This window comes from Ferruginibacter sp., assembly GCF_049840995.1.
GTDB lineage: Bacteria > Bacteroidota > Bacteroidia > Chitinophagales > Chitinophagaceae > Ferruginibacter.
Window position 1 is genome coordinate 39,318 of sequence record NZ_JASGIP010000003.1, and the last position, 20,924, is coordinate 60,241.

General features: G+C 41.8%; 14 protein-coding genes. 7 read left to right on the forward strand and 7 right to left on the reverse strand.

Going from position 1 to position 20,924, the window contains the following annotated elements:
- Positions 1-78: 78 nt before the first annotated feature.
- Positions 79-1,512: a chromosomal replication initiator protein DnaA gene (dnaA, locus tag QM738_RS01765; protein WP_462274959.1), complete on the reverse strand. Its 1,434-nt coding sequence runs from the start codon at positions 1,510-1,512 to the stop codon at positions 79-81.
- A gap of 582 nt (positions 1,513-2,094) precedes the next feature.
- On the opposite strand from dnaA, the gene QM738_RS01770 reads away from it, so the two are divergent.
- The 4 genes from QM738_RS01770 (at position 2,095) to QM738_RS01785 (ending at position 6,501) form a co-directional block, all read left to right on the forward strand.
- Positions 2,095-2,484: a DUF3127 domain-containing protein gene (locus tag QM738_RS01770; RefSeq protein WP_462274960.1), complete on the forward strand. Its 390-nt coding sequence runs from the start codon at positions 2,095-2,097 to the stop codon at positions 2,482-2,484.
- 61 nt (positions 2,485-2,545) lie between these two features.
- Positions 2,546-4,141 carry an NAD(P)/FAD-dependent oxidoreductase gene (locus tag QM738_RS01775; protein ID WP_462274961.1) on the forward strand — a complete coding sequence of 532 codons (1,596 nt, stop codon included), beginning with the start codon at positions 2,546-2,548 and terminating at the stop codon, positions 4,139-4,141.
- Between the two features lie 128 nt (positions 4,142-4,269).
- Positions 4,270-5,202, forward strand: coding sequence for an ABC transporter ATP-binding protein (locus tag QM738_RS01780; RefSeq protein WP_462274962.1), 933 nt, complete (start codon positions 4,270-4,272; stop codon positions 5,200-5,202).
- A 21-nt stretch (positions 5,203-5,223) separates the two neighbouring features.
- A complete protein-coding gene (locus QM738_RS01785) occupies positions 5,224-6,501 on the forward strand; it encodes an ABC transporter permease (RefSeq protein WP_462274963.1) in 1,278 nt (425 codons plus the stop codon).
- A gap of 65 nt (positions 6,502-6,566) precedes the next feature.
- Here QM738_RS01785 and QM738_RS01790 read toward each other — a convergent pair whose 3' ends face one another.
- The 4 genes from QM738_RS01790 to QM738_RS01805 all read right to left on the reverse strand — a co-directional run bounded on the left by QM738_RS01790 (position 6,567) and on the right by QM738_RS01805 (position 12,175).
- Positions 6,567-7,628, reverse strand: coding sequence for a hypothetical protein (locus QM738_RS01790; RefSeq protein WP_462274964.1), 1,062 nt, complete (start codon positions 7,626-7,628; stop codon positions 6,567-6,569).
- Between the two features lie 22 nt (positions 7,629-7,650).
- Positions 7,651-10,068, reverse strand: a complete 2,418-nt coding sequence (locus QM738_RS01795) for an SLBB domain-containing protein (protein ID WP_462274965.1) — start codon at positions 10,066-10,068, stop codon at positions 7,651-7,653.
- A gap of 45 nt (positions 10,069-10,113) precedes the next feature.
- Positions 10,114-11,085: an NAD(P)H-dependent flavin oxidoreductase gene (locus QM738_RS01800; protein WP_462274966.1), complete on the reverse strand. Its 972-nt coding sequence runs from the start codon at positions 11,083-11,085 to the stop codon at positions 10,114-10,116.
- Positions 11,086-11,167: 82 nt separating this feature from the next.
- Positions 11,168-12,175 (reverse strand): sugar phosphate nucleotidyltransferase, encoded by a 1,008-nt coding sequence (locus QM738_RS01805; RefSeq protein WP_462274967.1) that lies wholly within the window; start codon positions 12,173-12,175, stop codon positions 11,168-11,170.
- Positions 12,176-12,317: 142 nt separating this feature from the next.
- On the opposite strand from QM738_RS01805, the gene QM738_RS01810 reads away from it, so the two are divergent.
- Positions 12,318-13,595, forward strand: coding sequence for a serine hydroxymethyltransferase (locus tag QM738_RS01810; protein ID WP_462274968.1), 1,278 nt, complete (start codon positions 12,318-12,320; stop codon positions 13,593-13,595).
- A gap of 17 nt (positions 13,596-13,612) precedes the next feature.
- Positions 13,613-14,023, forward strand: coding sequence for a DUF4293 domain-containing protein (locus QM738_RS01815; protein ID WP_462274969.1), 411 nt, complete (start codon positions 13,613-13,615; stop codon positions 14,021-14,023).
- 87 nt (positions 14,024-14,110) lie between these two features.
- On the opposite strand, the gene QM738_RS01820 is transcribed toward QM738_RS01815, so the two are convergent.
- Positions 14,111-16,645, reverse strand: coding sequence for a T9SS type A sorting domain-containing protein (locus tag QM738_RS01820; RefSeq protein ID WP_462274970.1), 2,535 nt, complete (start codon positions 16,643-16,645; stop codon positions 14,111-14,113).
- Positions 16,646-16,985: 340 nt separating this feature from the next.
- A complete protein-coding gene (gene uvrA / locus QM738_RS01825; protein ID WP_462274971.1) occupies positions 16,986-19,808 on the reverse strand; it encodes an excinuclease ABC subunit UvrA in 2,823 nt (940 codons plus the stop codon).
- Between the two features lie 363 nt (positions 19,809-20,171).
- Between uvrA and QM738_RS01830 the strand changes: the two genes are divergently transcribed.
- Positions 20,172-20,753, forward strand: a complete 582-nt coding sequence (locus tag QM738_RS01830; RefSeq protein WP_462274972.1) for an RNA polymerase sigma factor — start codon at positions 20,172-20,174, stop codon at positions 20,751-20,753.
- Positions 20,754-20,924 lie beyond the last annotated feature (171 nt).

Below are 20,924 nucleotides of genomic sequence, written 5' to 3' on the forward strand. Positions count from 1 at the left end.
CTGCCGGAGAACGATATGCCTGGAAATTAAAAGATCCAGACCGGCAGGCCTGGATCTTTTAAAAGGTATCAATAAGATTTACATAGCAGCTAATTGTACTTTTTGCTGTAATTCCAGCACGCTTTCTTTAAAAAGACTGTCGGTATCCATCAGGTCCTTTACAGTCTGGCAACTGTGTATCACCGTAGTATGGTCCCTGCCCCCAAAATGTTCCCCGATTGTTTTAAGAGAGTTTTTGGTAAATGCTTTGGAAAGGAACATCGTGATCTGCCTTGCCTGTACAATCTCCCTTTTACGGGTTTTTTGCAACAGCTTATCATAAGGCACATCAAAATACTCACACACCATTTTTTGTATTGCATCAATGGTGATTTCCTTGCTGGAAGATTTCACAAAATTTCTTAATACTTTTTTCGCCAATTCCAAGTCTATTTCCCTCTTATTAAGCGAAGATTGTGCCAATAATGATATCAATGCACCCTCCAATTCCCTTACATTACTATTAATATTATAAGCAATATACTTTACCACTTCTCGGGGCATATCCAACCCATCGTTCTTCATCTTCTTTTCCAGTATCTCTATCTTGGTGTCGTAATCCGGTACCTGCAGGTCGGCGCTCAAGCCCCAGCGGAAACGGCTCAGCAATCTTTCCTGTACACCTTCCAGGTCTTTCGGCGGTTTATCGCTGGTCAATATCAGCTGCTTGCCGCTCTGGTGCAGGTGGTTAAAAATAGCGAAGAAAGCTTCCTGCGATTTTTCTGCACGGTTAAAGAATTGTACATCATCAATGATGAGCACATCTATCAATTGATAAAAATGAATGAAATCGTTGATGGCCTGGTTACGGCTGTGATCGATGAACTGGTTGATGAATTTTTCGGAACTCACATACAGCACCACTTTATTAGTGTGCAGTCTTTTCACCTCATTTCCTATTGCCTGGGCCAGGTGGGTTTTACCCAAACCAACACCGCCATATATTACCAGCGGGTTAAAAGAAGTGGTACCTGGTTTTTCGGCAACTGTTTTACCGGCGCGGCGTGCCACCCTGTTGCAATCGCCTTCAATAAATGCATCAAATGTATATGCGGGATTAAGCTGCGGATCGATCTGCATCTTTTTAAGACCCGGAATCACAAAAGGGTTCTTAACAGGATTGTTTACTACCAGCGGAAAATCCATTTCGTTATTTGAATAAGATTTAAAACCATGCCCCGGCACATCCATTGTAAGCGGTTTGTTTTTACTGTTACCGCTATCCACCATTATCCTGTATTCCAGCCGGGCCTCTTTTCCTAATTCTCTTTTTAATGTTTTTGCTAAAAGCGAAACATAATGTTCTTCAAGGTACTCATAAAAAAACTGACTTGGCACCTGTATGGTTAAAATTTTTTCTTTAAGCGCAACCGGTTTAATAGGTTCAAACCATGTTTTGAAATGTTGCCATTCAACAATGTCTTTGATGATCTCTAAACAATTAGCCCATACTTTTTCAAACGCTTTATCCATCAGTGCTTAAGCAATTTATATATTGTTGAGTAAAGAATAGTTTTTTGGAGGATTTCCTGTGGAAATTATAGTCATTTTTAGTTGAAAATAATTTTTAGCAGGACAGCGAATATCGAATAAATTATTGAAAAAAAAATTTTTTATTCAATTGTTTTTTTCGAAGTCATCACAGTATTGGTTTTTTACATTTTTTTGGTTGTAAAAACGCAGCGCGGGGGTCATTTCACGGTTGCAAAAAACTGCATTTTACTAATTTTTTTCTTGTCAATTTTGTTATTGTTCAATTTTATCAGTATATAGCCACGCAAATTATTTTTTATCTAACTCACATCACTTTTTGAGTCAGGTCAAACTGTCCGGTACCATCCCGCCTGTTGCAGCAGGTATTACAATAAGAGGATTTTAAAACAGCCGTATTTTCGGGGAGAGGATATTGCCTGCATAAAAAGGATCCAGTTCTTGATTATGCATTGCCGGTTAATTCAGCAGGAAGATAGTTATTTTTGATCAACAGTGCTACAAAAACCAGAATAAAAAAATTATCAATAAATAGAACTATTTTTGGCATACTAAATTATTAATATGAGTTACGAATTAACCGGCAAATTAGTTGCCAAGTACGACATTGTGCAGCGTACAGAAACATTTAAGACAAGAGAATTCGCCGTTGAAAAAACGGATGATATCAATGGCCGTACCATCACTAACTATGTAAAGTTTCAGTGTGTACAGGATAAGACCAATATTGTAGACAGGGTGAACATTGGTGATGAGATAAAAGTGTACTTCAATATCAAGGGCAGCAAATGGGAAAAAGACGGTAAGGTGAATTATATCACCAACCTGGATGCCTGGAGAATTGAGCAGATACTACAACCGGGTGTTACAGCAAAAACCGACAACGAATACCTGGAACCACTGGATACTTTCTCCTCCACTCCACCGGATGCTGTGGACGACCTGCCATTTTAAACAGGCCCATAGTAATTAAATAAAGCGTAAAAAATTCCGGAATAACTATCCGGCTCCATATATGCAACAAAAGCTCTCTCTCAAACTGCTTCCTTCCGAAGCAATGGATGAGTCCATCATCAAAAAATATATAGCGGCCAGCAGCGGCAAAAAAGTAACTGCCATTACCGGTTTTCACCTGCTTAAAAGATCCATCGACGCCAGGGCTAAAACTATCTGGGTAAACCTTACTGTAAATGCATTTATCGACGAGCCTTTTCAGCAAAGATCCATACAGCATTTTAATTTTAAAGACGTAAGCAGGGCCACAAAAAAAACAGTGATCATTGGCGCTGGTCCCGCCGGTCTTTTTGCAGCGCTGCAATTAATAGAAAAAGGCATTCAGCCCATTATTTTAGAAAGAGGGAAAGATGTAAGGGCCCGCCGCCGCGACCTTGCTGCACTTAACAGGGAAGGTATAGTGAACACAGAAAGTAATTACTGCTTTGGTGAAGGCGGCGCCGGAACCTACAGCGATGGAAAGCTATATACCCGCAGCAATAAAAGAGGCGACATCGATCAAATACTCAACCTGTTTGTACATTTTGGCGCCGAAGAAAAAATATTGTACGAAGCACATCCGCATATCGGCACCAATAAATTGCCGCACATCATCACCGCAATGCGGCAGCAAATAATGGATTGCGGCGGACAATTTTTATTTGAGAAAAAAGTGATCGATCTCATCCTTGAAAAAGACAGGATAGTATCCGTAAAAACTGCCGACGGCGATACTTTTGAGGCCGATGATTTTATACTGGCTACCGGCCACAGTGCAAGGGATATTTTTGAATTACTGCACCTCAAAAAAATATTAATAGAAGCCAAGCCCTTTGCATTGGGTGTGCGTATCGAGCATCCGCAAATGCTGATCAATAGTTGTCAATATAAAAGCAATGCGAAGAATGAACTATTGCCACCCGCATCCTATTCGCTGGTACAGCAGGTAAATGGCAGGGGCGTATTCTCCTTCTGCATGTGCCCTGGTGGTATTATTGCACCGGCTGCCACCGATCCCGGCGAGCTGGTGGTGAATGGCTGGAGCCCTTCTAAAAGAAACAATCCCTTTGCCAACAGCGGTATGGTGGTGCAGGTAGAACTGGAAGATGCTGTAAAAGCAATGAAAAAACATGCAATGCCCGGCGCCGAAGCATTTGATGAAAAGAACCCATTTACACTAATGGCATTTCAAAGAATGGTGGAGCAGCAATGTTATAATAGTGGTGGGGGTAAATTTGTAGCACCTGCACAAAGAATGACGGATTTCAGTAATGGAAAAGCATCTTCTTCCCTGCCTGTTTGTTCTTACCAGCCAGGACTGAATGCAGTATCCTTAAAAGAAGTACTACCGGCATTCGTGTACCAGTCGCTGGCCAAAGGCTTTATTGAATTTGGAAAAAAAATGCACGGCTATTTTACCAACGAGGCAGTAGTAGTGGCAACAGAAAGCCGCACTTCCTCGCCGGTACGTATTCCCCGTAACAGTGATACGCTTACGCACCCTCAAATAAAAAATCTATATCCCTGTGGCGAAGGCGCCGGCTATGCCGGTGGCATTGTAAGTGCTGCGATGGATGGACAAAGAGTGGCATTGCAGGTGGCTGCAGTAAATTCCTGAATATATTTCATTATTGTAATTATATCATTGATACAGGTGAATTTACCACCTGTAAAAAAACCGCCATTCCATGATACTGGTTTGATTTATTTTGACAATACTTTACATTTGAATATAAAACACCCCTGATGAATATTTTAGAACTGCACAATCTTAAAAAATATTTCGCCACCCAAAAAGCTGTTGACGATATCAGCATGGTGATTCCCAAAGGAAATATTTTTGGCTTGCTGGGCCCCAATGGCGCCGGTAAAACAACTTTAATAAGAATGATCACCGGTATTTTTTATCCTGACGCCGGGGAGATCATGCTGAAAGGAAAAAAGTTTGACCCCGAGAATGACGCCAGGCTTATAGGTTATATGCCCGAAGAAAGAGGCTTGTATAAAAAAATGAAGATCGGCGAACAGGCATTGTACCTGGCGCAATTAAAAGGCCTCAGCAAAAGCGAAGCCATGCATAAAATAAAGGACTGGTTCAAAAGGCTGGAAATGGAAAGCTGGTGGGGCAAAAAAGTAGAAGACCTTAGTAAAGGCATGGGGCAAAAGCTGCAGTTTGTAATTACAGTTTTACACGAACCGGACCTGATCATTTTAGATGAACCTTTCAGCGGCCTGGATCCCATCAATGCTAATTTAATAAAGGATGAGATTTACCGCCTTGCACAAAATGGCACTACCATTATTTTCAGTACGCACCGTATGGAACAGGTGGAAGAGATCTGCAACAATATTGTACTGGTAAATAAAGGAAAGAAAATTTTAGACGGAACTGTTACCGGCGTAAAGCAGGATTTTAAAGAAAATCTATATGGTATACAGGCGGAAAATATGCCAGCAACTATCAACAGTGCTGCATTTGAAGTGATCGGCAGTAACAAACAGGAACTGACGGTAAAGATCAACGAAGGCTATAAAGCCAACGATGTGTTGGGATATTTTATGAACCAGGGTTGTAATATCATTTCCTTTAAAGAAATATTGCCTTCGCTCAACGACATTTTTATTAAACTGGTGGAAGGCACACCTACTGCACGTCAATTTGAAAAAGTAACCCTGTAACCAACCCTTAACTACAGCAACATGAAAAAAATAATCTTAATTATAAAACGCGAATTTCTTACCCGGGTAAGAAAAAGAACTTTCATTATCGGTACGATCCTGTTTCCATTATTGTACCTGGGATTGATATTTGGCACTGGATACATTGCAGATAAAACAAGAGAAGACATGAAGATCGCAATGATCGACGAGTCGGGCTTATTTACACAAAACGTTGTGCAAAACATTAATGCCGGCGAGCCGTCGAACCATATAGAATTATTACCTGAAGCAACAGAGCATTTTAAAACGCATTTCGATTCGATAGGATACGATGCATATGTAATAATACCGAAAAGATTTAGCTGGAAGACTGGTATTGACAGCACTCCGATATTGGTAAATACTAAAAAATCCTTTGGTATGGGTGCTATCGTGCCTATTGAAAAAAAGATCAATGAAATGTGGAAGAAAGTAAGGAACGACAGCCTTGAATTAGACAGTGTTAAGAGGGGAATTTTAAATAATGAAGTACATCTGAAGCTAAATAATGAAAAAAATAAAAATGGTAACGATAGAATTGCTACTGTAATAGGTTATGTAAGCGGCTTCTTAATGTATTTTATTTTATTACTGTACGGTAGCCAGGTAATGATGGGTGTTACTGAAGAAAAAACAAACCGTATTGCCGAAGTGGTGGTTTCCTCTGTAAAGCCTTTCCAGTTAATGATCGGTAAGATCATTGGTATTGGTATGGTGGCATTAACACAATTCCTTATCTGGATCGCCTGTATTTTTCTTATTTACAATGTTTCTAAAAACTCTGGCAGCGGTGGCGCTACTTCCGAAATGGTAGGCACTATACAATCTGTATTTACCAGTACCAATATTCCGTTAGTGGTAGGTTGTTTTATATTTTATTTACTCGCAGGATTCTTTTTTTATTCTTCCTTGTATGCAGCTATCGGCAGCGCTATCAATGAAGATATGCGGGAAGCGCAATCATTAAGCTTCCCCATTACCATGCTCATTATTTTTTCAATTGCGTTGATGACGCCGGCCATCTCCAATCCCAACAGTTCAGTAGCTGTATGGGCCAGCATCATCCCTTTCAGTTCGCCCATTGTAATGATGGCGAGGATTCCGTTTGGTGTACCCAATACAGTGCCATGGTGGCAATTAGGATTATCAATGGCATTACTCGTTGCAGGATTTATGTTCACCACCTGGTTTGCAGCAAGGATATACAGAACCGGAATTTTAATGTATGGCAAAAAGCCCAGCTGGAAAGAAATGATGAAGTGGGCTTTCAGGAAATAACTGAGCGCTACAAAACAAAAAAGGCATGTTGATCAACATGCCTTTTTTAATAATTTTAAAACCCCTTACACTTTTGCAGCTGCGGGTTGCTGCTGTGGTTGTTGCTCTTTGGGCTTTGCTGCTTTTTCAATGGCTTTATTCAACTCACTACCCAGGTAATTGCTGATGATCTTCCAGCTTACTGCAATTACGCCAATGAAAGACCCTAATAAAAGGCCTATAATAATATACAGTTTGGTTGATTTGGCTTCCATATCATAAGGCCCTTCGGGTTTATCCAGCGCTTCAATGATAGGTGTTTCTTTCTGCAGTTTATATGCAGCAGCCTCCCTGTTATTTACCGCGTAATAATATTGCGATTGTACGGTTTGCTTATCCTGGTCAAGATTTATTTTAGGGATACTGAAACGCTTCAATTCGTTGTTGGTAAAAAAAGTGGTCTCATCCAGCTTTATCGCACGTTCATCCAGGCCATTTAACACTTTAAATAAGGAGTCGGCTTTATTAACTGCAAACTGGTAATCGATCTGTGCTTTTTTCTTTTTAAGATCAATATAGAAATCAGATATTTTTTCGATGAACACATAGCTCACTTCTCTTACTATCTCCTGGTTGGTATTGGTAAAGTACAGTTCCAGTATACCATTTTTATTGATCTTGGCCGAAAAAGCGCCTTTTAAAATATTGCTGGCAATATTGATCACCCTGGTAGTATCTGTAATATCCGCCAGTATTTTTTCATTCTGCATAAAACCAATATGCTTGTTATTCTCTTCTATTAATAACTGCCCGATGGTTTTATTATTCATAGTGGTAACCTTGGTCCTCGCTACGGCTTCCCTTGTACGTCGGCTGGTAGCCAACTCCACAATATTGATGGATGCCTCACCACTAAAAGACTTTGGCGCATCAGACAATCCTAATATATTACTGATCGCCGAACCCGAAATATTATTATCGCTTGTGCTGTTTAGCGGGAATACGGTTGATTTAGATGTATAAACAGGCACTCCCTGCTTGGCCATAAAATAAAACAATCCGCCGAATGCTATAGCTATAAGCGCTATCAGCCAGCTGAATTTTTTCAGGCGTTTTACAATTGTTTTTACTAATTCAATATTGTTCATCTGATAGATATTAGGTTAGTTATTACAGGCCACTCACTACTTTGGCTACCAAAACACCGGTAACAATGGTTACTATAGACAATCCTGCCTGTTTAACAATATCAACCACCTGGCTACCTTCTGCTTTGAATGGAACATTTACTGTACTTCCTTCTGCAACCTTCGGATAAAAGTGGAAGAAGAAAAGGTTTTTGGTACGTTTGCTTTTTCCATTGGCATATTGTACAAATATCCTGCTCTTCCATGGCCTACGGCCATAACCACCCGCTTTATCTACATAATACAATAGGTTGGTATGTTCTTTATCAAAGGTTAATTTAAGTGGTGATTGTACGGTACCTTTTACACTTACAAAAGGATTGATCTCCGGTACAAATATGATATCGCCTTCCTGTAAAATAATATCGTATTTAGATTCTTTATATTTAAGCGCTTTAAAGAGATCGATACTTACAGGTTCCTGCGAGACTTCGTTTATGCTTGCCTGCGCTGAATCCAGTATGATGCCGCCCAGCGAATCTGTCAGTGAGTTCACGTGCTTGGTTACGTTGTCACGGAAATATTGTGTTTTTTTCCGGTATAAAATAGCGCCACTCAGGTCAGCATTTTCTTTTATACCACCAGCCCTTTCAATATAAGATGAAAGGCGTTCGTATTTTCCAAGGCGGGGATAAGGTCCGGGATATTTGATCAGGCCATTGATCTGCACCAGTTCCTGCAATTCAAAAGTTGGATTTTTACGTACATATATCTGGTCGTAAGGTTTTAAAACAATGTTTGCAGAAGCCGTATCAATATCGAGGTTGGGAGATACTTTTATTTGTTTTAAAATTACCCTTGTAGGTGTTTGTTCTCTCTTTGCCGAATCCAGGTCGAGCACACTCGCTATCTCGATCCTTCCATATTCTGCAGATTGCTTTAAACCTCCTGCTAAATACAGCAGATCCTGAAGTGTCATACCGCCGTACTTGTTTATCTTTCCTTCTTTTCTTACCTCACCAAATATCTCCACATACTGCCTGTCGCCAAATTGGTTATTGTTGAATAACAATATCTGGTCGTTAGTATAAATAGGTACATTGAAAATACTGGCCGTATCGTTGCTGGTAATACCGCTCAGGTTTACATCCACCCTGCTGGTTTTAATATTGGTGCTATCTCCACCACCACGGAAAATATAAGCACGTGGCAGATAGGTATTCCTTGTAATACCACCGGCCCTGTTGATCAGATCAAATAACCTGTCTCCTTTCCTGATCTCGTATTGACCAGGGTAAGATATCTCTCCTTTTATTTCCACTTTATTTAAAAGCCCCGGATTTACTGCAATTACTTTTACAATATCTCCATCCTGCAGATCAAAATCCTGGTCCCGTAACCGTGGGTCGTTGGTAGGATTTACAATTGCTGTGGCATTTACATCTTTAATAGTCTGCTGTTCCAGCTCTGTTCTGTATACTTTAACGCCGCTGGAAAATGCGTCTGTTTGCAAGCCACCTGAAAATTTCAACAATGCTTTCATGCCCTCACCATCTTTTAGCTGATAGTACATGGGCCTTCTGAACCTGCCTTCTGCCTTCACTCTTTTCTTTACCGTTTGCACTATTACAAAATCATTATTTTCCAGGTAAATATGTTTACCAAAATCTCCTGTAGTAAGATATTTATATACATCCAGTTGATCGATAACCCTGCCATTACGCTTGATCAGGATATCACGCAGATCAGCAAGATCTGTTGGCCCGCCTGCAAGTGCAATAACGTTAAAAGCATTGGTAAATGCAGATACCGTTACCGGCCCCTGTTTATTGACCTCACCTGCAACATTGATAGAAACAGTACGGGGCTGTCCCAATGATACGGTAATATTAGTGGTAGCAGGAACATAGGATTTAAAACGCTGAATGATCAATGACCTTACCTGCTCAAAGGTCAAACCCTGAAGGTATATTTTACCCAACCCAGTTGGAAAAATAGAACCGTCTCTTGCCACTGTATAATCCAAAGTTGCTTCTGCACCATTCCACAGTGATACAATGATCTGATCGTATACACCAATTGGATAGTCCAACGGCGGTGTGGAAAGATCGGTAATGGTTGCAACAGCACCACTCCTGAACAATTGCATACCATAAGTGGTTTCAGTAACGTTGGCAGATTGCGGTGTGCTTTCTTTTACAAGACTATCCGTGTTGATCTTCTTCGCAAGCGCTCCGTTCAATTCAGCGCCAATGGTTGATTTTGGGTTTGGATTTTTGTCTGCAAGAACGGTCTTCAACTGACCGGGATCCATTTGTGTAGGCAAGATCGGCAGATTGGGATTGTTGGGATCAACCGGCGGCTGCGATTGCGCCTTACTGATGAAAACTAAAAAAATTAATGAAAATATTAGTAATAGCTTTTGTATATAGCGACCTATTGTTCCTTCGTTTACTTGCATTTGTTGGGGGTTGATTTTCAAAAATTTGATGGCAAAGATACTATTTTATTTCAGTGGCTGTTGTAATGATATTTCAAACTCGTTCCATATTTCTTTCACAATGTCGGCGGCAGGTTTTATACTGTTTATCAAAGCGCTTACCTGCCCTATTTCCAGTTCTCCTTCTTCCAGGTTGCCTTCAAACATGCCCTTCTTGGCCCTGCCTTTTCCTAAAAGTGTTTTTAATGCATCCGTGTCGGCACATTCCGCTGCTGCCTGCTGCACCTGGTCGAAGAATTTATTTTTTAATAATCTTACCGGCGTTAATTGTTTTAAGGAAAGCAGGGTGTCTCCTTCTGCAGATCGAACCACCGCTTCTTTAAAATTAATATGCGAGGATGCTTCATCACTGGCCACAAACCGGCTGCCCACCTGCACGCCCTCGGCGCCCAGCACCATAGACGCTAACATCTGCCGTCCCGTTGCAATACCACCCGCTGCAATAACCGGTATATTTACAGCTGAACAAACAGCAGGTATCAATACCATCGTAGTGGTTTCCTCTCTTCCATTGTGCCCGCCTGCTTCAAAACCCTCCGCCACCACTGCATCGCAGCCTGCATCCTGTGCTTTAAGGGCAAATTTACTGCTGCTTACCACATGCACTGTTTTGATACCATTATCTTTTAAAATCCCCGTCCAGGTTTTTGGATTACCCGCCGAAGTAAAAACAACGGGCACTTTTTCTTCTATAATAATGGCAATGTGTTGATCAATATCGGGATAAAGCAGGGGAACATTTACGCCAAAAGGCTTACTGGTAGCGGCTTTGGATTTTTGAATATGGGTACGCAGCACTTCGGGGTACATGCTGCCGGCGCCTATCAGGCCCAGCCCGCCGGCATTGCTCACAGCGCTGGCAAGCTTCCAGCCACTGGCCCATATCATACCCGCCTGTATGATGGGATATTCAATGTTGAATAAATTGGTTACCCGGTTCTGCATGATGGTTTGGTATTTTACCGACTTTTTATGCATGCCATAAAAAGTACTTTGAAACGCAAAGTAAAAGGTTTTATTTTACAAATCCAAGGTTTTTTACCGTAATAACAGGATCAGATCAGCTTTTTGTACCACCGCCCAGGTCAATTGCGGTATTGTCGCCAATATTCAGACTGCGGCTTACACCCCTTACTTCCGCATCACTGCCGATAAGGGAAGTGTTCAATACGATCTCAAAAAGATTGGAATAAGAACCGATAATGGAGTCTTTGATAATAGCATGATTCAGTTTGGAATATTCGCCAATGGCCACATTGGGACCCACAACCGAATTTTTAATATCGCAGCCTTCACCGATGCTCACAGGAGGAATTATAATTGTGTTTTCGAAAGAATGGTTCTCTTCTATATTGCCGCCAAATTTTTTCAGCAATGTAGCATTGGATTCCAGCAACGTATCCTTTTTACCACAGTCGAACCAGTTCTGCACTTTAAATGGCTTGAAGCGTACGCCATTCTGTATCATACACTCCAGCGCATCGGTCAGGTTGAACTCGTCGTAGCTTTTAATACCGGCAGCAATTATTTTTTGTATGCAGGAAAATAAGAAGCTGGTCTCTTTAATTTTATATACGCCTACCAGGGCCATATTACTTTTGGGTATGGCCGGTTTTTCTACCACACGGCTTATAAAGCCATCCTCGTCAATTTCTGCCACACCAAAGTTGCGGGGATCATCCACTTTTTTAACGCCCAGCATAGAGTAAGCAGTGCCGATCACTTCCTTTACATCATATTCTGCAATGGTGTCGCCCAGTACCACCAGTATTTCATCGTCGCCGATAATTTCTTTGGTAAGGTTAATGGCATGCCCGGTACCATGGCGTTCGTTCTGCAATACAAAATGGCAATTGAGCTGGGGATATTTTTCTTTAACGTAGTCCTGTATCTTTTCGCCCAGGTAACCAATAATAAAAACAAAATCGTTGATGCCTGCGTCTTTTAACTGGTCGATTATTATGCTGAGTATTGTTTTTCCGGCAAGCGGTATCAGTGCTTTAGGTTGTGTGTATGTATGCGGGCGAAGTTTAGTGCCTGCGCCTGCAACCGGTATGATGGCCTTCATGCTTTGAATATTTGTGGAGCGGTCTTTTTTTAAAAAGGATGTGAAATTAGTGATTTTTTGATAAGCCGATGTATTTTTTACACAATCATGATTTTAGGTTTACTAATAACTTGCATTTATCTTTGCGGCAAAAATTAACCCCATGCAAAGAGATACCGCGGTTTTTGACCTTATTAATAAAGAATTAGAAAGACAACGTTTTGGAATTGAGCTGATTGCTTCGGAAAATTTTACCAGTCTGCAGGTAATGCAGTCCATGGGTTCGGTACCAACCAACAAATACGCCGAGGGCTACCCCGGTAAAAGATATTACGGCGGCTGCGAAGTGGTGGATGAAATTGAGCAACTGGCCATCGATCGTTTAAAAAAGATATTCAACTGCAGCTGGGCCAATGTACAGCCCCATAGCGGTGCACAGGCCAATGGCGCTGTATTTTTAGCCGTAATGAAACCCGGTGAAAAATTCCTGGGCCTGGACCTGAGCATGGGCGGTCACTTAACGCATGGCAGCCCTGCCAACTTCAGCGGTAAAACTTACCAGGCTTTGCATTATGGCGTAACCAAGGAAGGTATTGTAGATTATGAACAGCTGGAAAACCTTGCCCGCACAGAAAAACCTAAAATGATCATTTGTGGCGCCTCTGCATACAGCCGCGATTGGGATTACAAACGCATCCGCGCTGTGGCCGATGAAATTGGCGCCATTGTTTTTGCAGATATTGCACACCCTGCCGGGCTGATCGCCGCAGGTCTTCTCAACGATCCATTCGATCATTGTCATATAGTAAGCTCCACTACGCACAAAACACTGCGTGGCCCAAGGGGCGGCATCATTATGCTGCGCAACGACTTTGAGAACCCCTGGGGCATCAAAGATCCTAAAGGCAACCTCCGCACCATGAGCCAGTTGCTGGACCTGGCCGTATTCCCCGGCTCGCAGGGCGGCCCGCTGGAACACGTGATAGCAGCCAAAGCGGTAGCATTTGGAGAAATATTATCAGCAGATTTTAAAGCCTATGGCCAACAGGTCATCAGCAATGCACAGGCAATGGCCAAAGCATTTGTAAGCCGTGGTTATAACCTCATCAGCGGCGGAACCGACAACCACCTGATGCTGATAGACCTGCGCAACAAAAATCTTACCGGTAAAAAAGCACAGGAAACGCTGGATAAAGCACATATTACTCTTAATAAGAACGCAGTGCCATTCGACGACAAATCGCCGTTTGTAACTTCCGGCATACGTGTAGGCGTACCTGCAGTTACCACCAGGGGTTTAAAAGAAGCGGATATGGAAACAGTAGTGTCGTTGATAGATAAAGTACTGATGAATGCAGATGATGAAGCAGTGATCGCATCGGTAAAAGCAGATGTAAAAGCATTCATGCAGCAGTTCCCTTTATATCCTGAACTGGGTTAAACTAAAAATTCATTATTATGATACAACGTATCCAGTCTGTATGGCTGTTGCTGGCTGCAGTAGCGGCAGGGCTTACTTTTAAGCTGGAAAATTACAGCGGCATTAACGTAAAGCACCCCATCCTGTATAAAATAACGGCATCGGAAACTATTCCCATTATGCTGCTCACCGTTTTAGTAAGCGGGCTGGCGCTGGTTACCATCTTTCTTTTTAAGAACCGTAAACTGCAATTGCGTTTATGTGTGCTGGGCATAGTGCTGGAAGCCCTGCTGATCTTTTTATACTACCGCGAAGTGCAGGATTATATTGACGGCAGCTTTTCAATATGGTCTATACTGCATGGCCTGATCGTATTGTTTTTCTTTATGGCTGCACGTTCTATTAACAGCGACGAGAAAAAGGTAAAAGACAGTGATCGTTTAAGATAATATTTCTCAATAAAACTTCTTCAAAACAAAAAGGTCCTGTATTGCTACAGGACCTTTGTTGTTAGATTGATGTGTGCTTGGTTATAATTATTGTTTTACAAATTTAATTGAGCTGGTTTCACCGTTACCAAATACGCCCCTTACAAAGTAAGTGCCGCTGGTAAGGTTAGCCACATCCAGGCTGATATAGCTTGAACCTGATTGCAACTGTACAGATTTGTTGTACACCACTTTACCTTCTAATGAGATAACAGACAGTTCCACGTTATCTTTTTTAGCAGTGGTTACATTCAGTTGAGCAGTATTGCTAACCGGGTTTGGTAATACAGCTACCAGTTTCATATCATTCTGCTGGCTGCCCACTTTAGCAATAGTAGTGTAGCTAACCCTTGCGTAATCATCAATGATCTTGATACGGTAGAAATTAGTACCTGCTAAAGGAGCTGCATCATCGTAATTGAATGGATATGCGCAACGAGCCTGGCTTGCAGTAATAGAGTTGATGGTGGTAAAGTTCCTGCCATCAGCTGAACGCTCGATCTCGAAAGTAACCTGAGATCCGCTGCATTCTGCATTCCAGTTAAGTGTGTTCACACTGTTGCCTTTAGAAGCATTGAAGTAATAAACTTTTACAGGCAATGTACCTGCAGATGGGCCTAATTTACCTACAGCAAATGGAGAGAATGAAGTTACGGTGGTACGGGTAGCAGTGTTATTCACCTGGCTGCCGCTTCCAACAAAATCACCCCAGGCTGGAGTAGCGTAGTGAGAGATACCGATCAAAGCATCAGCAAGACCTGAGAAAGAAGTGCCTTCCAGTGCAGCAGGCCATCCCATTGTTAAAGTAGCTGCAGATGCAGTTGGAGTACCTGGTCCGTTATAATTTACTGTCCATACCGCATCCACTAAGTTTACTTTATTTAATAAAGCACTTCCATTTGGTTGTCCGTTTTGAGTAATACCATTAAATGCGCATACAGTAAAGCTGTTATTAGCAGCTGCATCGCTTGGAGTAACTGTTACAGGCAGGTAATAAGTACCGGTACCAACAGGGAACAGGTAAGCGCCGCCGTTAGCAAGATTGTTTGCCCTTACAAAACCTTGTGCACCTGTACCGGTGTTAACCAGTGTGGCAATATGTTTGGTAGCACTGAATGGAGTACCACCCACTGCATTACCATTAGAGATAGTTAAAGTAGCACCGGTGGCAATCCTTAAAATACCACTTGTTAATGTAAGTGCACCGCTTAAGCTTGCAGCACCAGAAAAATCAACACCACCAGAAGTATTATTGATAGTTAAACCAGCAAAGTTGGTTGTACCGGTTGCGCTTAATGACTGTACAGCAGCAGCTGATAAAGTAACGGTAGCAGAACCGGAAGTAAACGTACCGGCGTTATCAATGTTCTTTACAGTTAAAGTTGGGTTATTAGTAGCACCATTATAAGTAGCACCGCTGTTAACTTTTAATGTACCAGATAAAGTTACAGTACCAGCAGCAATGGTTTTAGAAGCGCCTGTTAAAGTAACATTAGCATAGTCAGTCCTTTGTGTTACAGGTTGTGTACCTGCAGCATTGTATTCGATAGTAGAAGCTGAACCTAAAGTAATAGTTGGAGTATTAGTAGAACTTAAAGCCGCACCGGTAGCACCTGTAAATGCAGTGGTGTTTGCAGTAATAAAAGTTCCGTTTACTGTAGGATCACTTGAACCGGTACCAAATTTAAGAGAAGTTGTTCCGGCATCTAAAGTTGCACCTGCCGCTACAGTCAATGCCCTGTTATTATTCAAAGCAAAAGCAAGGTTATTTGTTTTTAATAAACCTGAAGCTACGTTAACAGCACCGGTAACGTTCGCAGTAGTTACTGCGGCACCAAATACTGCACCATTCGCATTGGTATTGTTAGTAGTTATATTGAAATAGCTGTAGTTGGTCACATCAATAGTTTGCGCAGCAGCTGAACCATTAAAATTTACTGTACTTGAACTTTCAGTAAATGCACCCAGGTTAGTTGCCATTAATGAGCCACCGATATTTAAAGTACCGGCACCTGTAAAAGTAACACCAGTTCCGCCACCGGCAGCTTGTATGTTGCCGCTGCAGGTAATATCTCCGCTAACAGTTAAACTACCAGTTGATATAGTAACTTCAGTACGCCTGTTACTGCTGTTATAATTTCCTGAAACAGGTACAAGTGCCAGAGAAGCACAAGATACTGACCCGGTTCCGATTGAAAGAACGGTTGCATGAGTACCACCAGTAGTGGTAGTACCATTCATTGTTATAGCGCCATTTACGGTTAAAGCTCCAGTACCTGCAATGGTAAGCGTAGTTTCGTTAGCACCACCCTGAAATACAAGAGATCCGATAGTAAGGTTTAAACCGGTAGCATAGCTAACATCATTGTTATCAACAATTGTAACGATGGCTGGTGTAGCTAACTGACCAGGATAACCCTGGCCTGCAGTGGGTTGAACCCAGGCGCTTCCACTCCACCTTTCCCAGGTTGTAAGTGCGGTCCACGCAGCGCTGGCTTTAGATCGGTAATCACCGGTTGTTTGAGCAAAAGAACTTACTCCTGTAGCAAGTAGCAAGCAAAAGATAATGTAATACTTTTTCATGTTGTCCATTTTTGTTTAATAATAAAATTGATAAGCTGGTGGTTTAAGTCAGCAGGAAATGGACGAGGAGGTATTTTTTAGGATTGGAGCAAGTATCATTAAAACGGGCAGCAAATATCACAATTTTTAGATTGTAATAAAAAACTTTCTTCCGTTTAAACAGACTGAATTAATTAGTAGAAAACTACAAAAATTCGGTTGATGGGTTACAGGTAAAAAGGGGAGTAATAAAGTGTTTAGGGTACTTATTACTTAGTAAAAATACGGATAAGTTTGAATTTAACAACAATTTTTAGGAAAAAGCAGGATTATCGAACTCTTTCTACAATCCTGCTATTGATTAACAATACTTTGCGGTACGGCTTTCTTTGTTCTTTTTAAGATCGGCTGGTTTGCCGGCAAATACCAGGCTGCCGCCGCCCTCCCCGGCCTCGGGCCCCAGGTCAATGATCCAGTCGGCGCTTTTAATTACATCGGTATTATGCTCAATCACTAATATAGAATGTCCCTGCTCGATCAACGCATTAAAGGAAGCCAGCAGTTTTTTGATATCATTGAAGTGCAGCCCCGTGGTAGGCTCATCAAAAATGAACAGGATATGCCCCTGCGCCTTGCCTTTACCTAAAAAAGAAGCCAGTTTTACCCTTTGCGCCTCGCCGCCACTCAAAGTATCGGAAGATTGGCCCAGTTTAACGTAGCCCAGCCCCACGCTGCTCAGTGGCTGTATCTTATTGGCAACAGCCGGTTCGTCGGCAAAAAATTCCACGGCATCATCCACGCTCATTTCCAGTATATCATAAATGCTCTTGTCTTTGTATTTCACTTCCAGCACTTCTTCCTTGAACTTTTTGCCACCGCAAACCTCGCATACCAGGTGCACATCGGCCAAAAATTGCATTTCCACTATTTGTTCGCCTTCACCTTTACAGGTATCGCATCGGCCGCCATCTACGTTAAATGAAAAATGCTTGGGCTGAAATCCCCGCATCTTACTCATCGGCTGGCTGCTGTACAGGTCCCTTATCTCATCGTATGCTTTTATATATGTAACAGGGTTACTTCTCGACGATTTACCGATCGGGTTCTGGTCCACCATTTCTATCTGCGAAATAAAATCAATATCACCGGTAACCGCTTTGTGCAAGCCCGCCTTATCCATGAACTCACCCTTTAATTTCTGCAGGGCTGGATATAAGATCTGTTTTACCAACGTTGTTTTACCACTACCGCTCACGCCGCTTACCACGCACAATACATTCAGCGGAAACTCCACCGTTACATTTTTTAAATTATTCTGCCTTGCACCCTCCACTTTTATGGAGCGGTTCCATTTACGGATATTCTTTGGCGGATCGATACTCAATACCCCAGATAAATATTTACCGGTAAGACTTTCCTTATTATTAATGATGGCATCATAATCCCCTTCCGCAATTACCTCTCCGCCTAAATGGCTGGCCAATGGCCCCATATCAATAATATGATCGGCTTCCCGCATCATCATCTCATCATGCTCCACCACTATTACCGTATTACCCAGGTCTCTCAATTCTTTTAATACATTGATCAGTCTTTCGGTATCACGGCTGTGCAGGCCAATGGATGGTTCATCTAATATATATAGTGAATTGGTAAGATTACTGCCCAGGCTGCGGGTCAATTGTATACGCTGGCTTTCGCCACCACTTAAACTATTGGCCAGCCTGTTTAAAGTAAGATAACCCAGGCCAACATCCATCAAGGTTTTGATACGATGATTGATCTCAATTAAGATCCTTTTGGCAACCTGTGTATCATACGCATTCAGTTTAAGATCTGCAAACCATGCCTGCAGGTCTTTTACCGGCATTTCGCACAACTCGCCGATATGCTTGCCGCCCACTTTTACATACAATGCTTCTTTACGCAGGCGATAACCTTTACAATCGGTGCATTGTGTTCTTCCCCTGTATCTTGATAAAAGCACCCGGTACTGTACCTTGTATAAATTAGCTTCCACTTCTTTAAAAAAATCGTTGATGCCCTGTGCATGCACGGTGCCATTCCATAATTCATCCAGTTCATCCTTACTCAGGTCCATGATGGGTTTATGTACCGGGAAGGAGAATTTTTTAGCCGCTTTTATAAACTGGTCTTTCCACCATACCAGCTTCTCACCTTTCCAGGGTGCAACGGCGCCTTCGTATACGCTTAACTGTTTGTTGGGTATTATCAGGTCAGGGTCCAGTCCCAGTATCTGCGAAAATCCTTCGCAGGTAGGGCAGGCGCCATAAGGGTTATTGAAAGAAAATAAATTGGGCACCGGTTCTTCAAACACCATCCCATCGGCTTCAAACTTATTGGAAAAATGCCGTTGCTGTTCTCCATTGATCTCTGCCAGCAGTTCGCCTTCTCCTTCATAAAAAGCAGTGTTTACTGAATCGGCAATGCGGTGCTTGTCATCCTCATCAAATGCTTTCACCACAAAGCGGTCCACCAATAAAAAAGTTTTACGCGGATCTATTTTTGCGGGCAGCTTTGCAGATTCCAACAGATCTTCAATCCTTACCACTTCCTTATTTTGGTATACCCTTGAAAAACCTTTTTGTAATAATATATTCAGTTCTTCTTTGGCGTCCCTGTTCTTTTGCTGTTTAAAGGGCACTAATAATAAAACCTTGTCGCCCGTTTTTAAACCGGCAATAAAATCCACCACATCATTCACATCATCTTTTTTTACCTCTTTGCCACTTACCGGCGAAATGGTTTTGCCCGCCCTGGCAAACAGCAGGCGCAGGTAATCATATATTTCCGTCATACTGCCCACGGTGCTGCGGGGCGTGCGGGTGATCACTTTCTGTTCGATGGCAATGGCCGGACATAATCCTTTAATATAATCCACATCCGGTTTGTTCATGCGCTGCATGAACTGGCGGGCATAGGCGCTCAGGCTTTCGGCATAGCGGCGCTGGCCTTCGGCAAACAATGTATCTATTGTAAGGGAAGATTTACCCGAACCGGAAACACCGGTTACCACAATCAGTTTGTTGCGGGGGATGGTTACGGATATATTTTTAAGGTTATGAACCCTTGCTCCTTTTATTTCTATACCGGTTTGTTGCTCTTTTTTTGCTTTGGGGGCCTTTGTAGAAAGATCGGTCTGTTTAACTTTTGTGCTTGCCATATTCAAAATTACTAAAATTTTTAGACCTCTTCAAGATATATTTATAAAGGCTTTAAAAACGGGCTGTTTGTTCATTTTCCCTGTAGAACCCGTTATTTTTTGCGCTGCCCGGCATTTGTGAAACTTTTCTTAAAGCGCTTAACTGCCCTTTGTTATGAAATTGGTTTTAGTATTTTTACCGTGTTAACGATGTTTTAAAATTGAGTGTTTTTACTCATAATAATTTCAAAACATCTATTATTTTTACAGTCCAATATCCAAAAAAGTGAAAAGCCGTTAAAGCCTATCTAAAAGACTTCTACGTTAATTTTTCCCGATTTTGGTCCTGTCACTAAATCCTAACACACAAAACTGTAGAAGTTTATGAAATGCCTTAACAATCTTACCGACCAGCAGCTGATTCATTTATATATGGATGGCGACGCTGATGCTCTTGCAACCATCGTAATGCGTTACAAGGACAAAATCTACACCTCAATTTATTTACTGGTTAAAGACAAGTACCTGACGGAAGATATCTTCCAGGATGTATTTATCCGTATCATCGACACTTTAAAAGGTGGCCGTTATACTGATGAGGGAAAATTCTTACCATGGGCTATGCGTATTGCACACAATATGTGTGTGGACCATTTCAGGAAAGTAAAACGCAGCCCAACCATTAAAACCAGCGACGACCGCGACATTTTTGAAGTGCTGAACTTCAGCGAGCCCGGTGCTGATCACAAAATGATGAATGGCCAGAGCCACGACCGTATCAGGAAAATGGTGGATATGTTGCCAGACGATCAGCGTGAAGTGATCATCCTGCGTCATTATGCAGATCTTAGCTTTAAAGAGATCGCCGACCTTACCAAATGCAGCATCAACACTGCTTTAGGCCGTATGCGTTATGGTTTGATCAACCTGCGTAAGCTGATGACCGAAAAACAGATCGCCCTTTAATAGCGTTCTCCAATAGAAATTTTGTAACTCCCAAATACAAATTAAAACCCTTCAAAAAATTTTGAAGGGTTTTTTCTTTTATTAACACAAATGCTGGCGACCTACCTCCCATAAAAAGATTGGGCACAAAATATTTTTTAATAAAAATATTGCTGTAAATTATTGCCTTAT

Coding starts and splice junctions, on each gene's coding strand:
- dnaA (WP_462274959.1), bottom strand. CDS start 1,512: ATGGATAAAGCGTTTGAAAAAGTATGGGCTAATTGTTTAGAGATCATC.
- QM738_RS01770 (WP_462274960.1), top strand. CDS start 2,095: ATGAGTTACGAATTAACCGGCAAATTAGTTGCCAAGTACGACATTGTG.
- QM738_RS01775 (WP_462274961.1), top strand. CDS start 2,546: ATGCAACAAAAGCTCTCTCTCAAACTGCTTCCTTCCGAAGCAATGGAT.
- QM738_RS01780 (WP_462274962.1), top strand. CDS start 4,270: ATGAATATTTTAGAACTGCACAATCTTAAAAAATATTTCGCCACCCAA.
- QM738_RS01785 (WP_462274963.1), top strand. CDS start 5,224: ATGAAAAAAATAATCTTAATTATAAAACGCGAATTTCTTACCCGGGTA.
- QM738_RS01790 (WP_462274964.1), bottom strand. CDS start 7,628: ATGAACAATATTGAATTAGTAAAAACAATTGTAAAACGCCTGAAAAAA.
- QM738_RS01795 (WP_462274965.1), bottom strand. CDS start 10,068: ATGCAAGTAAACGAAGGAACAATAGGTCGCTATATACAAAAGCTATTA.
- QM738_RS01800 (WP_462274966.1), bottom strand. CDS start 11,085: ATGCATAAAAAGTCGGTAAAATACCAAACCATCATGCAGAACCGGGTA.
- QM738_RS01805 (WP_462274967.1), bottom strand. CDS start 12,175: ATGAAGGCCATCATACCGGTTGCAGGCGCAGGCACTAAACTTCGCCCG.
- QM738_RS01810 (WP_462274968.1), top strand. CDS start 12,318: ATGCAAAGAGATACCGCGGTTTTTGACCTTATTAATAAAGAATTAGAA.
- QM738_RS01815 (WP_462274969.1), top strand. CDS start 13,613: ATGATACAACGTATCCAGTCTGTATGGCTGTTGCTGGCTGCAGTAGCG.
- QM738_RS01820 (WP_462274970.1), bottom strand. CDS start 16,645: ATGAAAAAGTATTACATTATCTTTTGCTTGCTACTTGCTACAGGAGTA.
- uvrA (WP_462274971.1), bottom strand. CDS start 19,808: ATGGCAAGCACAAAAGTTAAACAGACCGATCTTTCTACAAAGGCCCCC.
- QM738_RS01830 (WP_462274972.1), top strand. CDS start 20,172: ATGAAATGCCTTAACAATCTTACCGACCAGCAGCTGATTCATTTATAT.